Consider the following 15,387-nt stretch of genomic DNA (forward strand, 5'->3'; position numbering starts at 1 on the left):
GCGCGGCACGGATCACGCGCGACATGCGGCACCTCCTGCGAGCCTGTTGAGCCGGTACTCCAGGTAACCAGGCGAACTGCGCCGGTGTGCCCCGACGTGCCGGATAAACCAGCATATTCTCAGCGAATGACCCGCAGGCCGCAGGGCCCTGGGCTGCGGCGGTGGACGAAGGCGCAGGTGGCGGCGAAGGGGTCAGCGGAGAGTGACGCTGTCCGGAAGAATGGCCGCCCATGACCAGAGAAGGCTCATCACTGCCGGATTGGATGCGCAAGGACGCCGAACCTGTGCGCACCACCCTGTACTGGCGCGTCACCCAGTGGTTCAGCCGGAGTCCCTGGTTCGGCGGCGCATGGCGGGCGGTGCGCGACCGGCCCCGGCTGTCGCGGCGCTTCCCCCGGACGTACGCCGTCATGGCGTGGCTGTTCGCCGTCGCGATCGCGTTCTTCCTCGGCTACAAGATCATTGAGTACTACAACCTCATCATGGCCGGAAAGGTGTAGCCCCGGCCGCGTGGGCGATCGGCTCAACGGAGTATTGCCATATGTCTCTGTAGCGCTGGACACTCGTGCATCGTCGAGCGCCAGAAGGGGCAGCCATGAGTGATCCCGCGCAGACAACAGACAGCGACTCCGCACGACTCGCCGAACTCGGCTACAAGCAGGAACTGCACCGTGGGTGGAGCGGCTTCTCCAACTTCGCCATCTCGTTCTCGATCATCTCGATCCTGGCCGGCTGCTTCACCACGTTCGGCCAGGCGTGGATGAACGGCGGGCCGATCGCCATCTCCTGGGGCTGGCCGATCATCTCCGCGTTCATCCTGATCATCGGGCTGTGCCTGTCGGAGCTGGTCTCGGCGTATCCGACCGCGGGCGGCATCTACTGGTGGGCGGCGAAGCTGGGCCGGCCGGTGCACGGGTGGTTCACCGGCTGGTTCAACCTGATCGGCCTGGTCGCGGTGACCGCGTCGGTCGACTACGGCTGCGCCACCTTCCTCAACCTGGTGCTGGCCAACACCGTGCCGGGCTGGGCGGGCACGTTCACCCAGGCGTTCTACCTGTTCCTGGGCATCCTCGTGCTGCACGCTCTGATCAACGTCTTCGGCGCGCGGATCATCAACCGGCTGCAGGACATCTCCGTCTGGTGGCACGTGTTCGGCGCGGCCGTCATCGTGGCGATCCTGATCATCGTGCCGACCAGCCACCAGAGCCCGTCCTTCGTCTTCACCGAGACGATCAACGGCAACGGATTCACCGGCGGCAGCACCTCGGGCCTGGGCTTCTGGCTGTACGTGCTGCCCCTGGGCGGCCTGCTCACCCAGTACACGATCACCGGGTTCGACGCGTGCGCGCACGTGGCGGAGGAGACCCGCGGCGCGGCGCTCAACGCGGCCAAGGCGCTGTGGCGGTCCATCTTCTACTCGGCGATCGGCGGCTGGATCCTGCTGCTGGCGTTCCTGTTCGCGGTGCAGGACGCGGGCGCGGTCACCGAGGGCTACGGCTTCGTCGGGGTGCTGCTGCAGGGCGCGCTGTCGTCCGGCTTCTTCAAAGCCGTGATCATCATCTCCACGGTCGGGCAGTTCTTCTGCGGCATGAGCTGCGTGACCAGCATGTCGCGGATGATGTACGCGTTCAGCCGCGACGGCGCGGTGCCCGGCTGGCGGCTGTGGACCCGGCTGGACCGCAACGGCACCCCCGTCTGGGCCGTCGTCGCCGGCTGCGTCGCGGGCGGGCTGCTCACCCTGCCCGCGCTGTACCAGAAGAACGGCGCGCCGATCGCCTTCTACGCGGTCGTCTCCGTCGCCGTGATCGGCCTCTACCTGGCCTTCCTCATCCCGATCATGCTGCGGCTGAAGGCCGGCGACAGCTTCGAGCCGGGCCCGTGGACCCTGGGCAGGCGCTACAAGGTGCTGGGCTGGATCGCCTCCATCGAGATCATCATCATCTCGGTGTACTTCATCCTGCCGACCGTGCCGGCGGGTGTTCCGTTCAGCGACGAGTTCGACTGGTCCGCGGTGAACTACGCGCCGATCGCGGTCGGTACGGTGATGCTGCTGATCGGGGTGTGGTGGATCGTGTCCGCGCGGAAGTGGTTCACCGGACCCCGGCGTACTGTGGATCTCCCCGCCGGGGTCGCGACCGCCGACGCCCCGGTGGCGGTGCTGGACTGACCGCCGGTCCGCGCGGCAACCGCGAGGCTGCCGCGCGGACCGACCCGGGCCGGTGCGCCGAACGGGGAATCACCGTCGGGCGGTGGGCTGAAGAAGGTGGAATGAGGTGTGGCTAGGCGAGACGATCCGCCCGCACACGCGCACGGCGAGCTGCTGGCCGCGGAGTGGGTGACGTTCCGCGACCTGCTCGTGGCGGGTCGGTCGGCTGACGCCATCGCGCTCGCCGACCGCATCGCCGCCGAGTCGGGCGATCCGCTGCGGGTCGCCCAGGCCCTCATCGAGAAGGTCGCGGGCCTGCTCAACCAGGGTGGTGCCGCGCGCCCCGCACCGCTGCTGGACCGGATCGGCGAGCTGCTGCGGCGGGCGGGCCACCACCCGCGGCTCAGCGGCGAGTACCACGTGCTCGCCGCGTACGCGGCGTTCGCGGACGGGTCGATGAGCACCGCGGTCAGCAACCTGGTGCAGGCCGAGCGCATGCTGCGCGGCATGACCGAGGTCAACCAGGCCGCGGTGAGCACCTGGCACGACATGTCGGTGACGTACTCGGCGATGGGCTTCCACGCCAAGGCGGTCGAGGCGATGCGGGCGGGCCGGCGCGTGTGCGTGGCCGCGGGCATCGCCGAGGCGGACTGCGCCTGCCTGGAGACGCTGGTGCGCTCGGCGGTGGCACGCGACCACCAGGGCATGTCCGACGACTGCGTACGCGAGCTGTGGGAGGTGGTGACCTTCGGGCGCGCGGCCGAGCCGGACCTGACCGTGTCCGACCGGACCTATCTGCGGTATGCCGCGGCCCGGCTCGCCGTGTTCGGCCATCGCCCCGCCGGCGGCGACCAGGTGCCCGGTGGGACCACGCCGGACAGCCCCGACCGCTCGTTCTCGCAGGTGGTGTACCTGACCACGGTCTGCGAGGCGATCGCGGCCGACCGGCCGGACGAGGCGCTGCGCCTGCTCGGGGAGCCCGCGGCGAGCGGCACCTGGCTCGGCGAGGCCGAGCCGCACCGGCTGCGCTCGATCGCGCTGTCGCGCATCGGCGACCACGCGGGCGCGGTGGAGGCCGAGCGGGCCATGGTGCGGATCATCACCCGGGACGACGGCACGCTGCGCGACCGCTACATCGACAGCGTCAACGCCCGTCTCGACCAGGACCGGTTGCGGCAGATCGCCCAGGAGCACGCCGACGCGGCGATGAGCGACCCGCTGACCGGCCTGCCCAACCGGCGGCGCATCAAGGCGTTCGCCGCCGAGCTGGCGGGCCGCGGCGCGGACGCGGCGGTGGGCCTGATCGACCTGGACGGGTTCAAGGCCGTCAACGACACCCACGGCCACAACTCGGGCGACCTGGTGCTGCAGCGCATCGCGGGGCTGCTCGCGCAGAGCGTGCGCGGCCAGGACCTGCCCGCCCGGTTCGGCGGGGACGAGTTCATGGTCATCCTGCCGGAGACCGGGCTCGCCGAGGCCCGCGAGGTCGGCGGGCGCATCATCGCCGCGGTGGTGGGCGAGGACTGGGAGGCGCTGGTGCCGGGGACCCCGGTCGGCATGAGCATGGGCTGGGCGGCGCTGCCCGCGGGCGGTGACCTCGACGCCGTGGTGCGCGCCGCCGACGAGGAGCTGTACCGGGAGAAACGCGCCCTGCGCCCGGCCTGAGCGCAGGTCCTCGGGGAGGGTCAGCGCCGGGGCTTGTTGGCGTACCAGCCGGTGGCGGTGACCACGGCCGCGAGCAGCCCGGCCGCGAACAGCCACGGCACGCCCCGGCGCCACCCCATGCCGAGCAGCAGATTGGTCAGGGGAATGCCCGCCCACAGGAACAGCAGGTGGACGGACTTCTCACGCTTGCCGGCCGGCGTCCGGTCGGCGTCGATCTTCGGGGCGGCGATGCCGCGGCGACGGCCGAGCTCCGCGTTCAGCTCACGGGCCACCCGCTCGCCGAACCCTTCGCGTCGGGTCGCCAGCTTGACCGGCGCGGTGCCCACCGCCCCGGTGCTCACGATCCGGCCGTCCCGCAGATGCAGGTGAAGGTGGGTGTCGACGTCGATCCGGCGCAGGTCGGTCCAGGGCACGTGCACCGTGCGGAACGTGCGCCGCACCCGGATGCCGCTCGCGTCGCGGCTCACCCGCTGCCGCAGCGCGTAGCCGGCCGCGGGCAGTAGGACAGCGGTCGTGGCGACCGGACATACCAGCGAGCCGGCTGACCCGTCGTTGTAGACCAGCCACATCGCCCATATCCCGCCGGTGAGCAGCGCGGGCAGCACCCCGGCGAGGATCAGGGTCGGCCAGTGGCGGTACACGCGGGTCTCGTCGATCACGAGCGCAGACGGTAGCGGGTCCTCGCCATCGCCGGTGCGACACGGTGTTCATCGGCGCAGTTCGGGTGCGCATGCGTGTTACATTCCCCGGGTTATAACCTCGTCCTCCCGTATATCCGAAGCGCCCGAGAAACGACCCGGGCGCTGTCCGCATTGGTGCGGTACGGGAGGCGAAGAGTTCACACGAAGTGGACTCGCAGCCTCACCAAGGAGTATTCGACATGGCTGTCGGCACCGTGAAGTGGTTCAACGCGGAAAAGGGCTTCGGCTTCATCACCCCGGACGGCGGCGGAGCGGACGTGTTCGCGCACTTCTCCGCGATCCAGTCCAACGGCTACCGGAGCCTCGACGAGAACCAGCGGGTCGAGTTCGAGATCACCCAGGGCCAGAAGGGCCCGCAGGCGGCCAACATCCGCAAGATCTGAGATAAGCGCGGGTACGCGGTGAGCGGAACACGCGCACCGCGTACCCGCGATCCTCGTCCCCGACCTGCGGTTAGGTTGGTGGCATGGCACGGTTGACCTATCACCGGTACTGCGACGAGGTGTCCGCCCAGACCGCGCTGCTGCGCGAGGTGCTGCCGGGCGACGACCTGAGCGCGAAGGTGCCGACCTGCCCGCAGTGGACGCTCGCCGACCTGGTCCGCCACGTCGGCGGCAATGTGCACATGACCGACGCCGCGGTGCGCGGCGAGCCGGGCCCGCGACCCGCGATCGGCGACCCCACCCGGGCCGGGGTGCCCGACACCGACGACCCCGACACGCTGACCGCCTGGATGCAGGACGGCGCGGACGCGTACGCCCGTACGCTGCGCGAACGCGATGCGCAGGACGTGGCCGAGATCTTCGGCATGCCGCGGACGCTGACGTTCTGGGCCCGCCGGGCCGCCTGCGACATCCTCGTGCACCGCGCGGACGCGGCGCTGACCACCGGCGCGGGCTTCACCATCGCGCCGGACCTGGCCGCCGACGCCCTCGACGAACTGCTGGAGCTGGCCACCGACCCGCAGCTGGGCACGCGGGTGTTCAAGAAGCTGCCCGAGCTGTTCGGCCCGGCGCGCTCGATTCACCTGCACGCCACCGACACCGTCGAGGGCCTCGACGCCGAGTGGCTGATCGAACTCGGCTCGGACGGCGTGACCTGGCGGCACGGGCACGAGAAGGCCGACGTGGCGCTGCAGGCGCCGCTGACTGAACTGCTGCTGATCCTCCACCGGCGGCTGCCGCTCGACTTCGCGCAGGTCCACGTGCACGGCGACCGCGCGCTGCTCGAAGGCTGGCTGGACCGCGTCGCCATGGGCTAGCAGGTCGAGTGCAGCAGCGCGCCCACCCGTACGCCCGCGTCGGCCAGCAGGTTGTAGACGCGCACCGCCTCCCGGGTCTCCGCGATGTGCACGTCGATGCCGCGTTCGGCCAGGTAGTCCTCGGTCTCCGGCATCACCTCCAGCACCAGTTGCTGGCCCAGTGACAGCACCACCGAAGTAGCGCCCGCCGCGAGCAGCGGCTCGACGTCGGCGGGCTGGATGCCGGGGGAGTGCCGGGTGCCGGTGACCCGCCAGTCCCACTCGCCACCGCCGCCCGGGTACAGCACGGCGTCCTTGACCTCGCCGACGCCCTCGATCTCGATCTCGCCCCACGCCAGCGACAGCACCTTCGGCGATCTCCGCTCGTCCACGTTCGGCATTGTGGCACGATGCACCCGCCCGCCGTACCCGCAGAAAGGCCGCCAGGTGACCGAGCAGACCGCCGCCGCACCGCCTCGCCTGGACCTGGAGCTGTCCGGGCACGTCGCGACGATCCGGTTCGTCAACCCCGCGCGGCGCAACGCGATGACCAACGACATGTGGGCCCGGCTGCCCGAGCTGCTCGACGAGCTCGCCGGCGACCCTGACGTGCGGGTACTCGTGCTGACCGGCGCGGGCGGCACCTTCTGCGCCGGGGCCGACATCACCGAGGTGGACCGGCTGATCGCCGACGGGGACCGCAGCCTGGCGGTGCTGGCCGAGGAGCGGCTGGCCCGGTTTCCGAAACCGACACTGGCCGCGATCGTGGGCGACTGCGTGGGCGGCGGCTGCCAGCTCGCGGTCGCCTGCGACCTGCGCTTCGCCGCCGAGGGCAGCCGCTTCGGGGTCACCCCGGCCCGGCTGGGCATCGTGTATCCCGCGCCGACGACCCGGCGGCTGGTGTCGCTGATCGGCCCGTCGGCGGCCAAGCACCTGCTCTACTCGGCCGAACTGGTCGACGCCGAGCGCGCGCTGCGGGTGGGCCTGGTCGACGAGCTGCACCCGGCGGACCGGCTCGCCGAGCGGGTCGCGGCGTTCACCGCGACGCTGGCGTCCCGGTCGCTGCTGACCCAGGTCGCCGCGAAGGAGATCGTGACGATGGCCGGCGACGGCCACCACGACGACACCCGGGTGTCCTACTGGCACCGCCAGATGGCCGAGTCGGGCGAGGCCGCCGAGGGCATCACCGCTTTCGTGGAACGCCGCCGCCCCGACTTCCGCTGGTCCCCGCACTGACCCGTACCCATGGTCGTCCGACGTGCCAGGCACCTGTGCGTTTCTCGAGCTCGCTTACGCCCGTCTGCCTGGCAAGTCGACCGATCTCGGGCCGCCGGCGAGCACCACCACGGCGACCAGCGCGGCCATCAGCACCGCGATCACCTGGATCGGCGCGGGCGTGAACGGGGCCAGCAGCACCAGGACGATCGTGGCCGGGAAGGCGTACACCACCAGGCCGCGGTGGTGCGGGCAGATCTGCAGCAGCCACAGGCTGACCAGGTACACCGCGACCGGCACGGCGACCGCGTACGCCGCGACCACGCCCGGCACGTGCGCCGTGTGGGTGTCGTAGTCGGCGACGACGGCGAGCCCCGCCCCGACCGCAGCGGCCGAGGCCAGGATGAAGTAGTGGCCGTAGCCCCACTGGAAGGCCCGCTTGAACGAGGTCAGCAGGTCGTGTGCGGAGCGGTCGAAGTAGAGCCACCACATCGCGAACACGATGACCAGCCCGGCCGCGGCCAGCCAGACCAGCGCGGTGGTGTGGCCGGTGCCGGAGGCGGACTCGATGGCCACCGTCGCGGCCAGCACGGACTCGCCGAGCACGATCAGCGTGAAGAGGCTGTAGCGCTCGGCGATGTGGTGCGGGTGCCAGCGGGTCGGCGTGCCGTGCTCGGCCCACAGCGGCACCAGCATCTCGCACACCACCAGCACGAAGAACGAGATCAGCCCCCACTGGGGCGGCAGCAGCAGGCGCAGCACCCAGCCGATCTGGACGAGCAGGATGCCGACGGCGAAGCGCGTCGCGGTGGCGCGCCGGGGCGGGTCGTCGCGGCGTACCCGCAGCCACTGGGTGACCATGGCCAGCCGCATCACCACGTAGCCGAGGGTGATGAGCTTCCAGTCGCCGTGCTCGAAGGCGCGGGGCACACCGGCGGCGAGGATCAGCGCGCCCGCGATCTGCACCAGGGTGGTCAGCCGGTAGGCGACGTCGTCGTTGTCGTACGCGGAGGCGAACCAGCTGAAGTTGACCCAGGCCCACCAGATCGCGAAGAACACCAGCAGGAAGCCGAGCACGCCCTGCCCGAGGTGGTTCTCGGCGATCGCGTGGTGCAGTTCGTTGGCGGCCTGGGCGACGGCGACCACGAAGCACAGGTCGAAGAACAGTTCGAGCGGGGTGGCGGCCCGGTGCGGCTCGTCGGGTGAGCGCGAGGTCAGCGGTCGGTACAGCGTGCTGCGGGTCGCGTCGGCCATGCTCGCAGGTTACCGCCGGTGGATCATCCGGCGTGGGCGGGACCGCCGAAGCCCTCGGGGCCCGGCGGATTGCGGCGCCGGGCCCCGGTCCACACCGGAGGGGTGATGTCTATCGCATAGACATCGAAAGATGGAAGCGCTCCCATGATGCCGTACTCGCGCGACGCCGTCAAGGCCGGCGGCGGTCAGGCGAGGCTCGGCCGGCCGGGGCGGGTCAGCACGGTGGCGGTGAGCACGGACAGGGCGGCGAAGCCGAACATGGCCGCCGCCATCGGCATACCGCTGGACGCGCCCAGCGCCGCCACGATCGGGCCGGCGATCGCGCCGATCACCGACTGCACCGCGCCCATCAGCGCGGCGGCGGTGCCCGCCATCTGCGCGTGGCCGTCCAGCGCCAGCGCGGTGCTGTTCGGGGCGACCATGCCCAGGCTGGCGATGTAGACGAACAGCATGGCCACCACGATCGTGAGGCTGTGCAGGCCCGCGCCGCCGATCATGAGGATGCCGGCGGCCAGCGCGCCCGCCAGCGCGGCGAACAGCAGCGTCCGCGGGGTGCGCCGGCCGACGAGGCGGGCGTTGAGCTGCCCGACCGCGACCAGGCCGAGCGCGTTCAACCCGAAGATCAGCCCGTACGCCTGGGCGGAGACGCCGTACACCTCCTGCAGCACGAACGAGCCGCTGGACAGGTAGGCGAACATGCCGGCGAAGGTCAGGCCCTGCGCGGCGGTGTACCCCCAGAAGCGGCGGTCGGCGGCCAGCACCTGGAAGGCGCGGCCGACCTCGGCCAGCCCGCCCGTGCGGCGGCGCTCGGCGGGCAGCGTCTCGGGCAGGAAGCGCCACCCGACCCCCACCATGACCAGTCCGTACAGGGCGAGCAGCGCGAACACCCCGCGCCAGCTGGTGAACTCCAGCACGGCCGCGCCGACGGTGGGCGCGACGACCGGCGCGACGCCGAACACCAGGGTGAGCCGGGAGAAGAAGCGCGACGCCTCGGCGCCCGAGTACAGGTCGCGCACCACGGCGCGGGAGATCGCGATGCCGATGCCGCCCGCGAAGCCCTGGACCAGCCGTAGCCCGGTCATCACCTCGATGTTCGGGGCGACGGTGATCAGCAGGGAGGAGACGGAGAACAGCACGGTGCCCACGGTGATCGGCCTGCGCCGGCCCCAGCGGTCCGACAGCGGCCCCATCACGAACTGGCCCAGCGCGATGCCGATCAGTGCCACGGTGAGCGTGAGCTGCACGGCGGCGGGGGAGACGCGCAGGTCGGCGGCGATGGTCGGGAAGGCGGGCAGGTACATGTCGAACGACAGCGCGCCGAAGGCGGACATGCTGCCGAGGACCAGGATCAGGGTGCGTCGCTGGGCCGGCGGGGGAGTCACGGTCCTTACCCAACCATCCCGCGCCGCCGCGCCGGGAGCTTTGTGACCGCGGTCATGACGCGGTCGCCGCGACGGTCCGCTCGGCGTTGACCAGCCCCGCCTCGTCCTCCAGGTAGCGGGGCCGCGCGGCGGCCAGCCCGGCGACGGCCTGCACCACGGCGGCGGCGATCAGGAAGCCGAGCGGCAGCTGCCAGCCGCCGGTCAGCTCGTGCAGCACCCCGACCAGCAGCGGGCCGAGCGCGGCGATCAGGTAACCGGTGCTCTGCGCGAACGCCGACAGCGCCACCACCCCCTCGCCGGTGCGCGCCCGCATCCCGATCATCGCCAGGGCCAGCGGGAACGCCGCCTGGCCGAGCGCCAGCAGGGCCACCCAGGCGATCGCGCCCGCGTGCGGGGCCAGCGCCAGGCCGAGGTACGAGGCGATCATCGCGGCGGACATCAGCAGCACCAGCGGCCGCAGGTTCCGCAGCTTGCCGGCCAGGGTCGGCATGAGCAGCGCGAACGGCACCCCGATCGCGGTCACCCCGGCCAGCAGCAGCCCGGCGTCGGTGGGCGTGAACGCCGCGTCGCGGAACATCTTGGCCAGCCAGCCCATGGTGGCGTACCCGGACAGCGACTGCGCGCCGAAGTAGATCGCCATCGCCCAGCCCAGCCGGGTCCGGGCGGGCCGGACGCGGGTCCGGGTCGCCTGTGCCGCGCCCGCGGACCCGGGCGTACGCCGCAGGGCAGGGCCCAGCCAGGGCAGGATCGCCACGGCGGCCAGCAGCGCCCAGACGCCGAGCCCGGCGCGCCAGTCGCCGACGGCGTGCGCGATCGGCACGGAGGCGGCCGACGCGGTGGTGGTGCCGAGGATCAGCGTCATCGAGTACACGCCGGTCATCAGCCCGGCCCGGTGCGGGAAGTGCTCCTTGACCAGCACGGGCAGCAGCACGTTGGCGATCGCGATGCCGGCCAGCGCGATCGCGCTGGTGAGCACGAACGTCCACGGCGAGCCGCTGACCGCCCGCAGCAGCTGGCCCACGGCCAGCAGGCCCATCGCGCCGACCAGGATGCGGGCCGGGGACATGCGCCGGGCCAGCCACGGCGTGAACGCGCCGAAGCCCGCGAAGGCGAGCGCGGGCAGCGTGGTGATGACACCGGCGACGGTGCCGGACAGGTGCAGGCCGGTGGTCACCTCGTCGAGCAGCGCGCCGAGGCTGGTGATGGCGGCGCGCAGGTTGAGCGCGACGAGCAGGATGCCGACCAGGATCAGCACCGCTGAGCGCGGTGCCGGTACGGCTGGTGTCGGCCGGGTCACGGAAGGTGCGATCATCGGCGACACGATCGGCGGCGTTTCGACGGCGGTGACTGGCGGCGGCATACCTCCGATCGTAGAATCATGGGATGAATTTCGGACCGGAGATGTAAGCAATGACACTGCGCACCCCTTCCCGCCAGACTCTGGTGCCTCAGGTCATCGAGCAGCTGCGCACCCAGATCAGCAGCGGTGAGTGGCCGGTCGGCAGCCGCATCCCGACCGAACCCGACCTGGTCGCGGCGCTGAGCGTGGGCCGCAACACGGTCCGGGAGGCGGTGCGCGCCCTGGTGCACGCCGGTGTCCTGGAGTGCCGTCAGGGCTCCGGCACCTACGTCACCGCCACCCACGAGCTCACCGGGGTGGTCGCCCGGCGGCTGGCCGCCGCCGAGGTCGCCGAGGCCGTCGAGGTGCGCCGCGCCTTCGAGGTGGAGGCGGCGCGGCTCGCGGCGGTCCGGCGTACACCCGCCGACCTGGCGAAGATGGACGCCCTGCTGGCCCGGCGCGAGCAGCTGTGGCGCGACGGCGACGCGGCGGCGTTCGTGGCCACCGACGCCGACCTGCACGTCGCGATCGTCGCGGCCGCGCACAACGCCATGCTCGCCGAGCTCTACGCCTCCTTCGGCGGCGCGCTGCGGGCCAGCCTCAGCCAGCAGATCGGCGACACCCTCACCCCCGACAAGTACGTCGCCCACGACGACCTCGTCGAAGCCATCCGCGCCACCGACCCCGACCGCGCCGCCCGCGCCGCCGGCGCCTTCCTCGAGGCCGCATAGCTTGTTGGTACGCGTAAAGGCTTGATTTGGACCTCCAATCGTTTCGAGAGGGCATGATGGCGAAGACCTTGCTGGACGTTGACCAGGATCTCTTGGCGGAGGCGACAGCGGCGCTCGGCACCGCGACGGACACGGATACGGTCAATACCGCGCTCCGCCTCGTCGTCGGGCAGAGTCGTGCCCGACGCGAACGAGCGCTAGCCGAGTTGCAGGCGATTGCTGACGAGGGTGGATTCGACTTCGAAGGGTTGTCGAAGCTCGATCAGTGAGAGGTCACAGGCCGGCGATGGAGGCCAGGATGGCGGCTTCGGACATGGCGCGGTGGCTGGGCTGGTTGCCGCGAGACACCCACCACAGCGAGTCCTCGACCCGCCGGGCCGTGGCCCAGGCCGCCAGCCGGGCCGGGTCCTCGCCCGTGACCTCGCCAAAGATCGCGAATCGTCGCCGCAGCACGGCGGCGGGGTTCGGGTGCCGGAACGGGTCGTCGATCTGCTCGACGAGCTTCCACGGGTCGTAGCCGGGGTCGCCGTACATCGGCTTCGGGTCGATGACCAGCCATGGCTCGCGCTGCCCGGCCAGGATGTTGCCGGGATTGATGTCACCGTGCACCAGCACCCGCCGCAGCGCCGTGGTGGGCAGCTCGCGCAGCAGCCGGATGCCGTGCGCCACCAGCCCGGGATCGAAACCGGGCCGCAGCCGCTCCATGCGCTGCTCGACCAGCCCGGCCCAGCGGGCGGTCACGTGGCTCAGCAGGTCGAACCCGCTCGCGTCGCCGACCGGCGCCGACCACAGCCGGGCCAGCAGCCGCGCCGCGACGAGCAGCCGCTCCTCGGCGGGCAGCCAGTCGCGGTCGCCGAGTGTCGTGCCGGGGTCCACCCGTTCCAGCAGCATCGCGTGCCGTACGCCGTCGTGCGCGTGCAGGGTGACCACGCCGTGCCCCTGCCACACCCGCAGCGCGGCGGCCTCGCCCATCATCTCCGGATGCGGCCAGCTGATCTTCAGGACGGCCGCGCGGCCGTCGGGGAGTTCCGCGGGCGCGACCCAGGAGCAGGAGCCACCGGTCCAGGGCGCGCCCAGGCGCAGTGACCAGGCTTCGCGCAGTTCGGTGATCAGTCCCGGCAGGGAGTCCAGCCAGGCCCGGCCCTCGGCCAGGTCGCCGATCGACGCGACGACGCCCAGGGTCGGGGGCACCAGCAGTTGCGGCTCCGTCACGCGGTGAGACTACCGGCGCTGCCTACCATCGCGATGTGGACGTTCGGACAGAGTTGCAGCTCGCGGCGATCGCGGAGATCACCGCCCGCCTCGGCCGGCAAGGCATCGCGGTATGGCTGCGCGGCGGCTGGGCGATGGACTTCCATCTCGGCCGGATCACCCGCCCGCATGCCGACGTCGACTGGTTCTGCTGGGCCGCCGCCGCCGACCGGCTGACGGTGGTGCTGGTGGAGCTGGGTTTCCGGGAGTACGGCGAGCACGACCGGCGGCTGCAGCGCGACTTCCTGCGCGACGGCGTCGACCTCGGCGTGGCCCTGCTCGGCCGGGACGCAGAAGGCCACGCGGTGGTGCCGGCGGGTCCGCATGCGGGCGCGCGCTGGCCGGCGGGCATGCTCGACGGCCCACCCGGTCACCTGGACGGCCTGACCTGTCCCATCGTCAGCCCGCAGGCACAGATCGAGATCAAGAAGATGATGCCGGTATGGGTGCCCGGCCTGCCCCGCCGCGACAAGGACCGCGCCGACATCGAGCTGCTGACCGCGGCGCTCACCGGCCGAAACCCGTTTGCCGGGTCCGGCGCGACCGCGCAGGATCACCGGCATGCTGACTGAGGTCACCCGGTACTACCAGCGCGGCGGCGAGACCCGCCGCCTCGACGCGGGGTCCGGGCGCTGGGAGTTCCTGCGCACCTGGGACCTGCTCGCCAGGCTGCTGCCGCCCGGCCCGCTGGCCGTGCTCGACGTCGGCGGGGCGACCGGCGTGTACGCGGGCCCGCTGGCCGCCGCCGGGCACGCCGTGCACGTCGTCGACCCGCTGCCCGAGCACGTCGCGGCGGCGTCGGCGCTGCCCGGGGTGACCGCGGCCGCCGGCGACGCCCGCCGGCTCGGTGAACCCGACGCCAGCCGGGACGTGGTGCTGCTGTTCGGTCCGCTGTACCACCTGGTCGACCGGGCCGACCGGATCGCGGCCTGGCGGGAGGCCGCCCGCGTGGTGCGCCCCGGCGGGCTGGTGCTCGCGGCGACGATCAGCCGGTACGCCTCGCTGCTCGACGGGTTCGCCAAGGGCCACGTGGACGACCCGGTGTTCGCCGGGATGGTGGACGGCGCTCTCACGACCGGCGTGCATCGCAACCCCGACGAGGTGCCGAACTGGTTCACCACCGCGTACTTCCACCGGCCCGACGAGCTGCCCGCCGAGGTGGCGGAGGCCGGGCTGGAACTGGAGCGGATCGCCGCGATCGAAGGTCCGCTGTGGACCATGGCGCGGCTGCCGGAGATCCTCGCCGACGAGCAGCGGACCGCGCAGGCGCTGGCGATGATGCGCGAGCTCGAAGGCGTACGCGAGCTGTGGGGCGCGGGCTCGCACCTGCTCACGGTCGCCCGCCGAGGGGCCTGACCGGGTTGGACACACGTCCGGGCCGGGACCGGCGGGCTGTCCGCTGGTCCCGACCCGGTGCTGGGCCTGTCGTGGAGTCCCGGCGCGAGCGCTGGTCAGCGGCCGCGCCGGGTCCGGGTCACGCCTGCAGCGTGGCGCTGAGGGTGATCTCCGCGCCGGGCGACAGCAGGCGGGAGATCGGGCAGCCGGCCTTGGCGGCCTCGGCCAGCTTCTGGAACTGGGCCTCGTCGATGCCGGGCACGTCGCCGGTGGTCACCAGGTCGATCCGGGTCACCGTCATGCCGGCGTCGGTCTTGTCCAGGTGGACGTTGGCGTTGGTCACCACGGCGTTGGGCGGGAAGCCCGCGTCCGACAGCTGCTTGGAGAAGGCCATGGAGAAGCAGCCGGAGTGCGCGGCGGCGATGAGCTCCTCGGGGTTGGTGCCCTCACCCTCCTCGAAACGGGACTTGAACGAATAGTTGCCCTGCAGGCCACCCTTGCCGGTCGCGATGGTGCCGGACCCCTCGGTGAGCGTTCCCTGCCAGCGGGCTGTTGCGGTGCGAATAGGCATGGGCCCGACGCTAGCTCACGCGGGCGTGCCGTGCGCGCGAATGCCCCGCAATATGAGAGACACGAGGTCGGGCGTGTCGCAGGCGGCCGTGTCGACCAGCAGCCGGGGCTCGCGCCACGGCGTGAACTCGCGCGTGCGCACGTCCTCCCAGCTGGGCTGCATGGCCTGATCGTGCTCGGGGCGGCGCTGCTCGACGCGGCGGCGGTGCTCGGCCGGATCGGCGCAGATCACCTCGATGGCGTACATCACTGTGCCGTGCCGCGCGGCGAGGTCCCGCCAGCCGGCGCGGGCCTGCTCGACCGCGTTGACCGCGTCGACCACCACCGTGGCGGCCATCGCCAGGTGCGCGTCGGCGAGCGCGTCCGCCACCACGTACGCGGCCAGGCCGGTGGGCTGCGCCCGGTCGACGCCGGCCCGCCACAGCGCCGACTCGACGGCGTCCACCCGCAGCCAGGTCGCGCCCAGCGCGGCGGCGACCGGCCGGCTCAGCGTGGTCTTGCCCGAGCCGGGCAGTCCCGAGAAAACGATCAGCATCGGGCCAGTGTCGCCGCTGCGGG

18 protein-coding genes are annotated in these 15,387 nt (G+C 72.1%); 10 read left to right on the plus strand and 8 right to left on the minus strand.

Features of this window, described 5'->3' with window-relative positions:
• Positions 1-230 precede the first annotated feature (230 nt).
• From Cco03nite_RS35710 to Cco03nite_RS35720, 3 genes are all read left to right on the plus strand, one after another.
• Positions 231-500: a hypothetical protein gene (locus Cco03nite_RS35710; RefSeq protein WP_203698428.1), complete on the plus strand. Its 270-nt coding sequence runs from the start codon at positions 231-233 to the stop codon at positions 498-500.
• Between the two features lie 95 nt (positions 501-595).
• Positions 596-2,167 (plus strand): amino acid permease, encoded by a 1,572-nt coding sequence (locus Cco03nite_RS35715; protein WP_203698429.1) that lies wholly within the window; start codon positions 596-598, stop codon positions 2,165-2,167.
• Between the two features lie 108 nt (positions 2,168-2,275).
• Positions 2,276-3,811 carry a GGDEF domain-containing protein gene (locus Cco03nite_RS35720; protein ID WP_203698430.1) on the plus strand — a complete coding sequence of 512 codons (1,536 nt, stop codon included), beginning with the start codon at positions 2,276-2,278 and terminating at the stop codon, positions 3,809-3,811.
• Positions 3,812-3,831: 20 nt separating this feature from the next.
• Here Cco03nite_RS35720 and Cco03nite_RS35725 read toward each other — a convergent pair whose 3' ends face one another.
• Positions 3,832-4,470, minus strand: a complete 639-nt coding sequence (locus Cco03nite_RS35725) for a PH domain-containing protein (RefSeq protein ID WP_203698431.1) — start codon at positions 4,468-4,470, stop codon at positions 3,832-3,834.
• Between the two features lie 221 nt (positions 4,471-4,691).
• Here Cco03nite_RS35725 and cspE point away from each other — a divergent pair, with 221 nt between their 5' ends.
• Together cspE and Cco03nite_RS35735 are read left to right on the plus strand one after the other, a co-directional pair.
• The gene (gene cspE, locus Cco03nite_RS35730) at positions 4,692-4,895 is read left to right on the plus strand and encodes a transcription antiterminator/RNA stability regulator CspE (RefSeq protein WP_120315549.1); all 204 of its coding nucleotides are present in this window, start codon (positions 4,692-4,694) and stop codon (positions 4,893-4,895) included.
• A gap of 83 nt (positions 4,896-4,978) precedes the next feature.
• Positions 4,979-5,773: a maleylpyruvate isomerase family mycothiol-dependent enzyme gene (locus Cco03nite_RS35735; RefSeq protein WP_203698433.1), complete on the plus strand. Its 795-nt coding sequence runs from the start codon at positions 4,979-4,981 to the stop codon at positions 5,771-5,773.
• Here Cco03nite_RS35735 and Cco03nite_RS35740 read toward each other — a convergent pair.
• Positions 5,770-6,144 (minus strand): Mth938-like domain-containing protein, encoded by a 375-nt coding sequence (locus Cco03nite_RS35740; protein WP_239167929.1) that lies wholly within the window; start codon positions 6,142-6,144, stop codon positions 5,770-5,772. The genes Cco03nite_RS35735 and Cco03nite_RS35740 overlap by 4 nt on opposite strands.
• 55 nt (positions 6,145-6,199) lie before the next feature.
• Between Cco03nite_RS35740 and Cco03nite_RS35745 the strand changes: the two genes are divergently transcribed.
• On the plus strand, positions 6,200-6,988 hold the full coding sequence (locus Cco03nite_RS35745) for an enoyl-CoA hydratase/isomerase family protein (RefSeq protein WP_239167930.1): 789 nt from the start codon (positions 6,200-6,202) through the stop codon (positions 6,986-6,988).
• 54 nt (positions 6,989-7,042) lie between these two features.
• On the opposite strand, the gene Cco03nite_RS35750 is transcribed toward Cco03nite_RS35745, so the two are convergent.
• The 3 genes from Cco03nite_RS35750 to Cco03nite_RS35760 form a co-directional block, all read right to left on the minus strand.
• Positions 7,043-8,221, minus strand: a complete 1,179-nt coding sequence (locus tag Cco03nite_RS35750) for a low temperature requirement protein A (RefSeq protein WP_203698435.1) — start codon at positions 8,219-8,221, stop codon at positions 7,043-7,045.
• A gap of 185 nt (positions 8,222-8,406) precedes the next feature.
• Entirely contained in the window at positions 8,407-9,603 is a 1,197-nt protein-coding gene (locus Cco03nite_RS35755) for a multidrug effflux MFS transporter (RefSeq protein ID WP_203698436.1), read from the minus strand.
• A gap of 52 nt (positions 9,604-9,655) precedes the next feature.
• On the minus strand, positions 9,656-10,915 hold the full coding sequence (locus Cco03nite_RS35760; protein WP_203698470.1) for a CynX/NimT family MFS transporter: 1,260 nt from the start codon (positions 10,913-10,915) through the stop codon (positions 9,656-9,658).
• Between the two features lie 98 nt (positions 10,916-11,013).
• Here Cco03nite_RS35760 and Cco03nite_RS35765 point away from each other — a divergent pair, with 98 nt between their 5' ends.
• Both Cco03nite_RS35765 and Cco03nite_RS35770 read left to right on the plus strand, forming a co-directional pair.
• Positions 11,014-11,673: a FadR/GntR family transcriptional regulator gene (locus tag Cco03nite_RS35765; protein WP_203698437.1), complete on the plus strand. Its 660-nt coding sequence runs from the start codon at positions 11,014-11,016 to the stop codon at positions 11,671-11,673.
• A gap of 53 nt (positions 11,674-11,726) precedes the next feature.
• Positions 11,727-11,942 carry a type II toxin-antitoxin system VapB family antitoxin gene (locus Cco03nite_RS35770; RefSeq protein ID WP_239167931.1) on the plus strand — a complete coding sequence of 72 codons (216 nt, stop codon included), beginning with the start codon at positions 11,727-11,729 and terminating at the stop codon, positions 11,940-11,942.
• A gap of 4 nt (positions 11,943-11,946) precedes the next feature.
• On the opposite strand, the gene Cco03nite_RS35775 is transcribed toward Cco03nite_RS35770, so the two are convergent.
• Positions 11,947-12,885 carry an aminoglycoside phosphotransferase family protein gene (locus tag Cco03nite_RS35775; RefSeq protein ID WP_203698438.1) on the minus strand — a complete coding sequence of 313 codons (939 nt, stop codon included), beginning with the start codon at positions 12,883-12,885 and terminating at the stop codon, positions 11,947-11,949.
• 35 nt (positions 12,886-12,920) lie between these two features.
• Here Cco03nite_RS35775 and Cco03nite_RS35780 point away from each other — a divergent pair, with 35 nt between their 5' ends.
• Together Cco03nite_RS35780 and Cco03nite_RS35785 are read left to right on the plus strand one after the other, a co-directional pair.
• A complete protein-coding gene (locus Cco03nite_RS35780; protein WP_203698439.1) occupies positions 12,921-13,496 on the plus strand; it encodes a nucleotidyltransferase domain-containing protein in 576 nt (191 codons plus the stop codon).
• Positions 13,486-14,280 carry a class I SAM-dependent methyltransferase gene (locus Cco03nite_RS35785; RefSeq protein ID WP_203698441.1) on the plus strand — a complete coding sequence of 265 codons (795 nt, stop codon included), beginning with the start codon at positions 13,486-13,488 and terminating at the stop codon, positions 14,278-14,280. The genes Cco03nite_RS35780 and Cco03nite_RS35785 overlap by 11 nt, the downstream gene beginning before the upstream one ends.
• Before the next feature lie 118 nt (positions 14,281-14,398).
• Here Cco03nite_RS35785 and Cco03nite_RS35790 read toward each other — a convergent pair whose 3' ends face one another.
• Both Cco03nite_RS35790 and Cco03nite_RS35795 read right to left on the minus strand, forming a co-directional pair.
• Complete coding sequence (locus Cco03nite_RS35790; RefSeq protein ID WP_203698443.1) at positions 14,399-14,830, minus strand: OsmC family protein; 432 nt, start codon at positions 14,828-14,830, stop codon at positions 14,399-14,401.
• A 15-nt stretch (positions 14,831-14,845) separates the two neighbouring features.
• On the minus strand, positions 14,846-15,364 hold the full coding sequence (locus Cco03nite_RS35795) for a P-loop nucleotide/nucleoside kinase family protein (protein WP_203698445.1): 519 nt from the start codon (positions 15,362-15,364) through the stop codon (positions 14,846-14,848).
• Between the last annotated feature and the right edge of the window lie 23 nt (positions 15,365-15,387).

The organism is Catellatospora coxensis, from assembly GCF_016862635.1.
Lineage (GTDB): Bacteria > Actinomycetota > Actinomycetes > Mycobacteriales > Micromonosporaceae > Catellatospora > Catellatospora coxensis.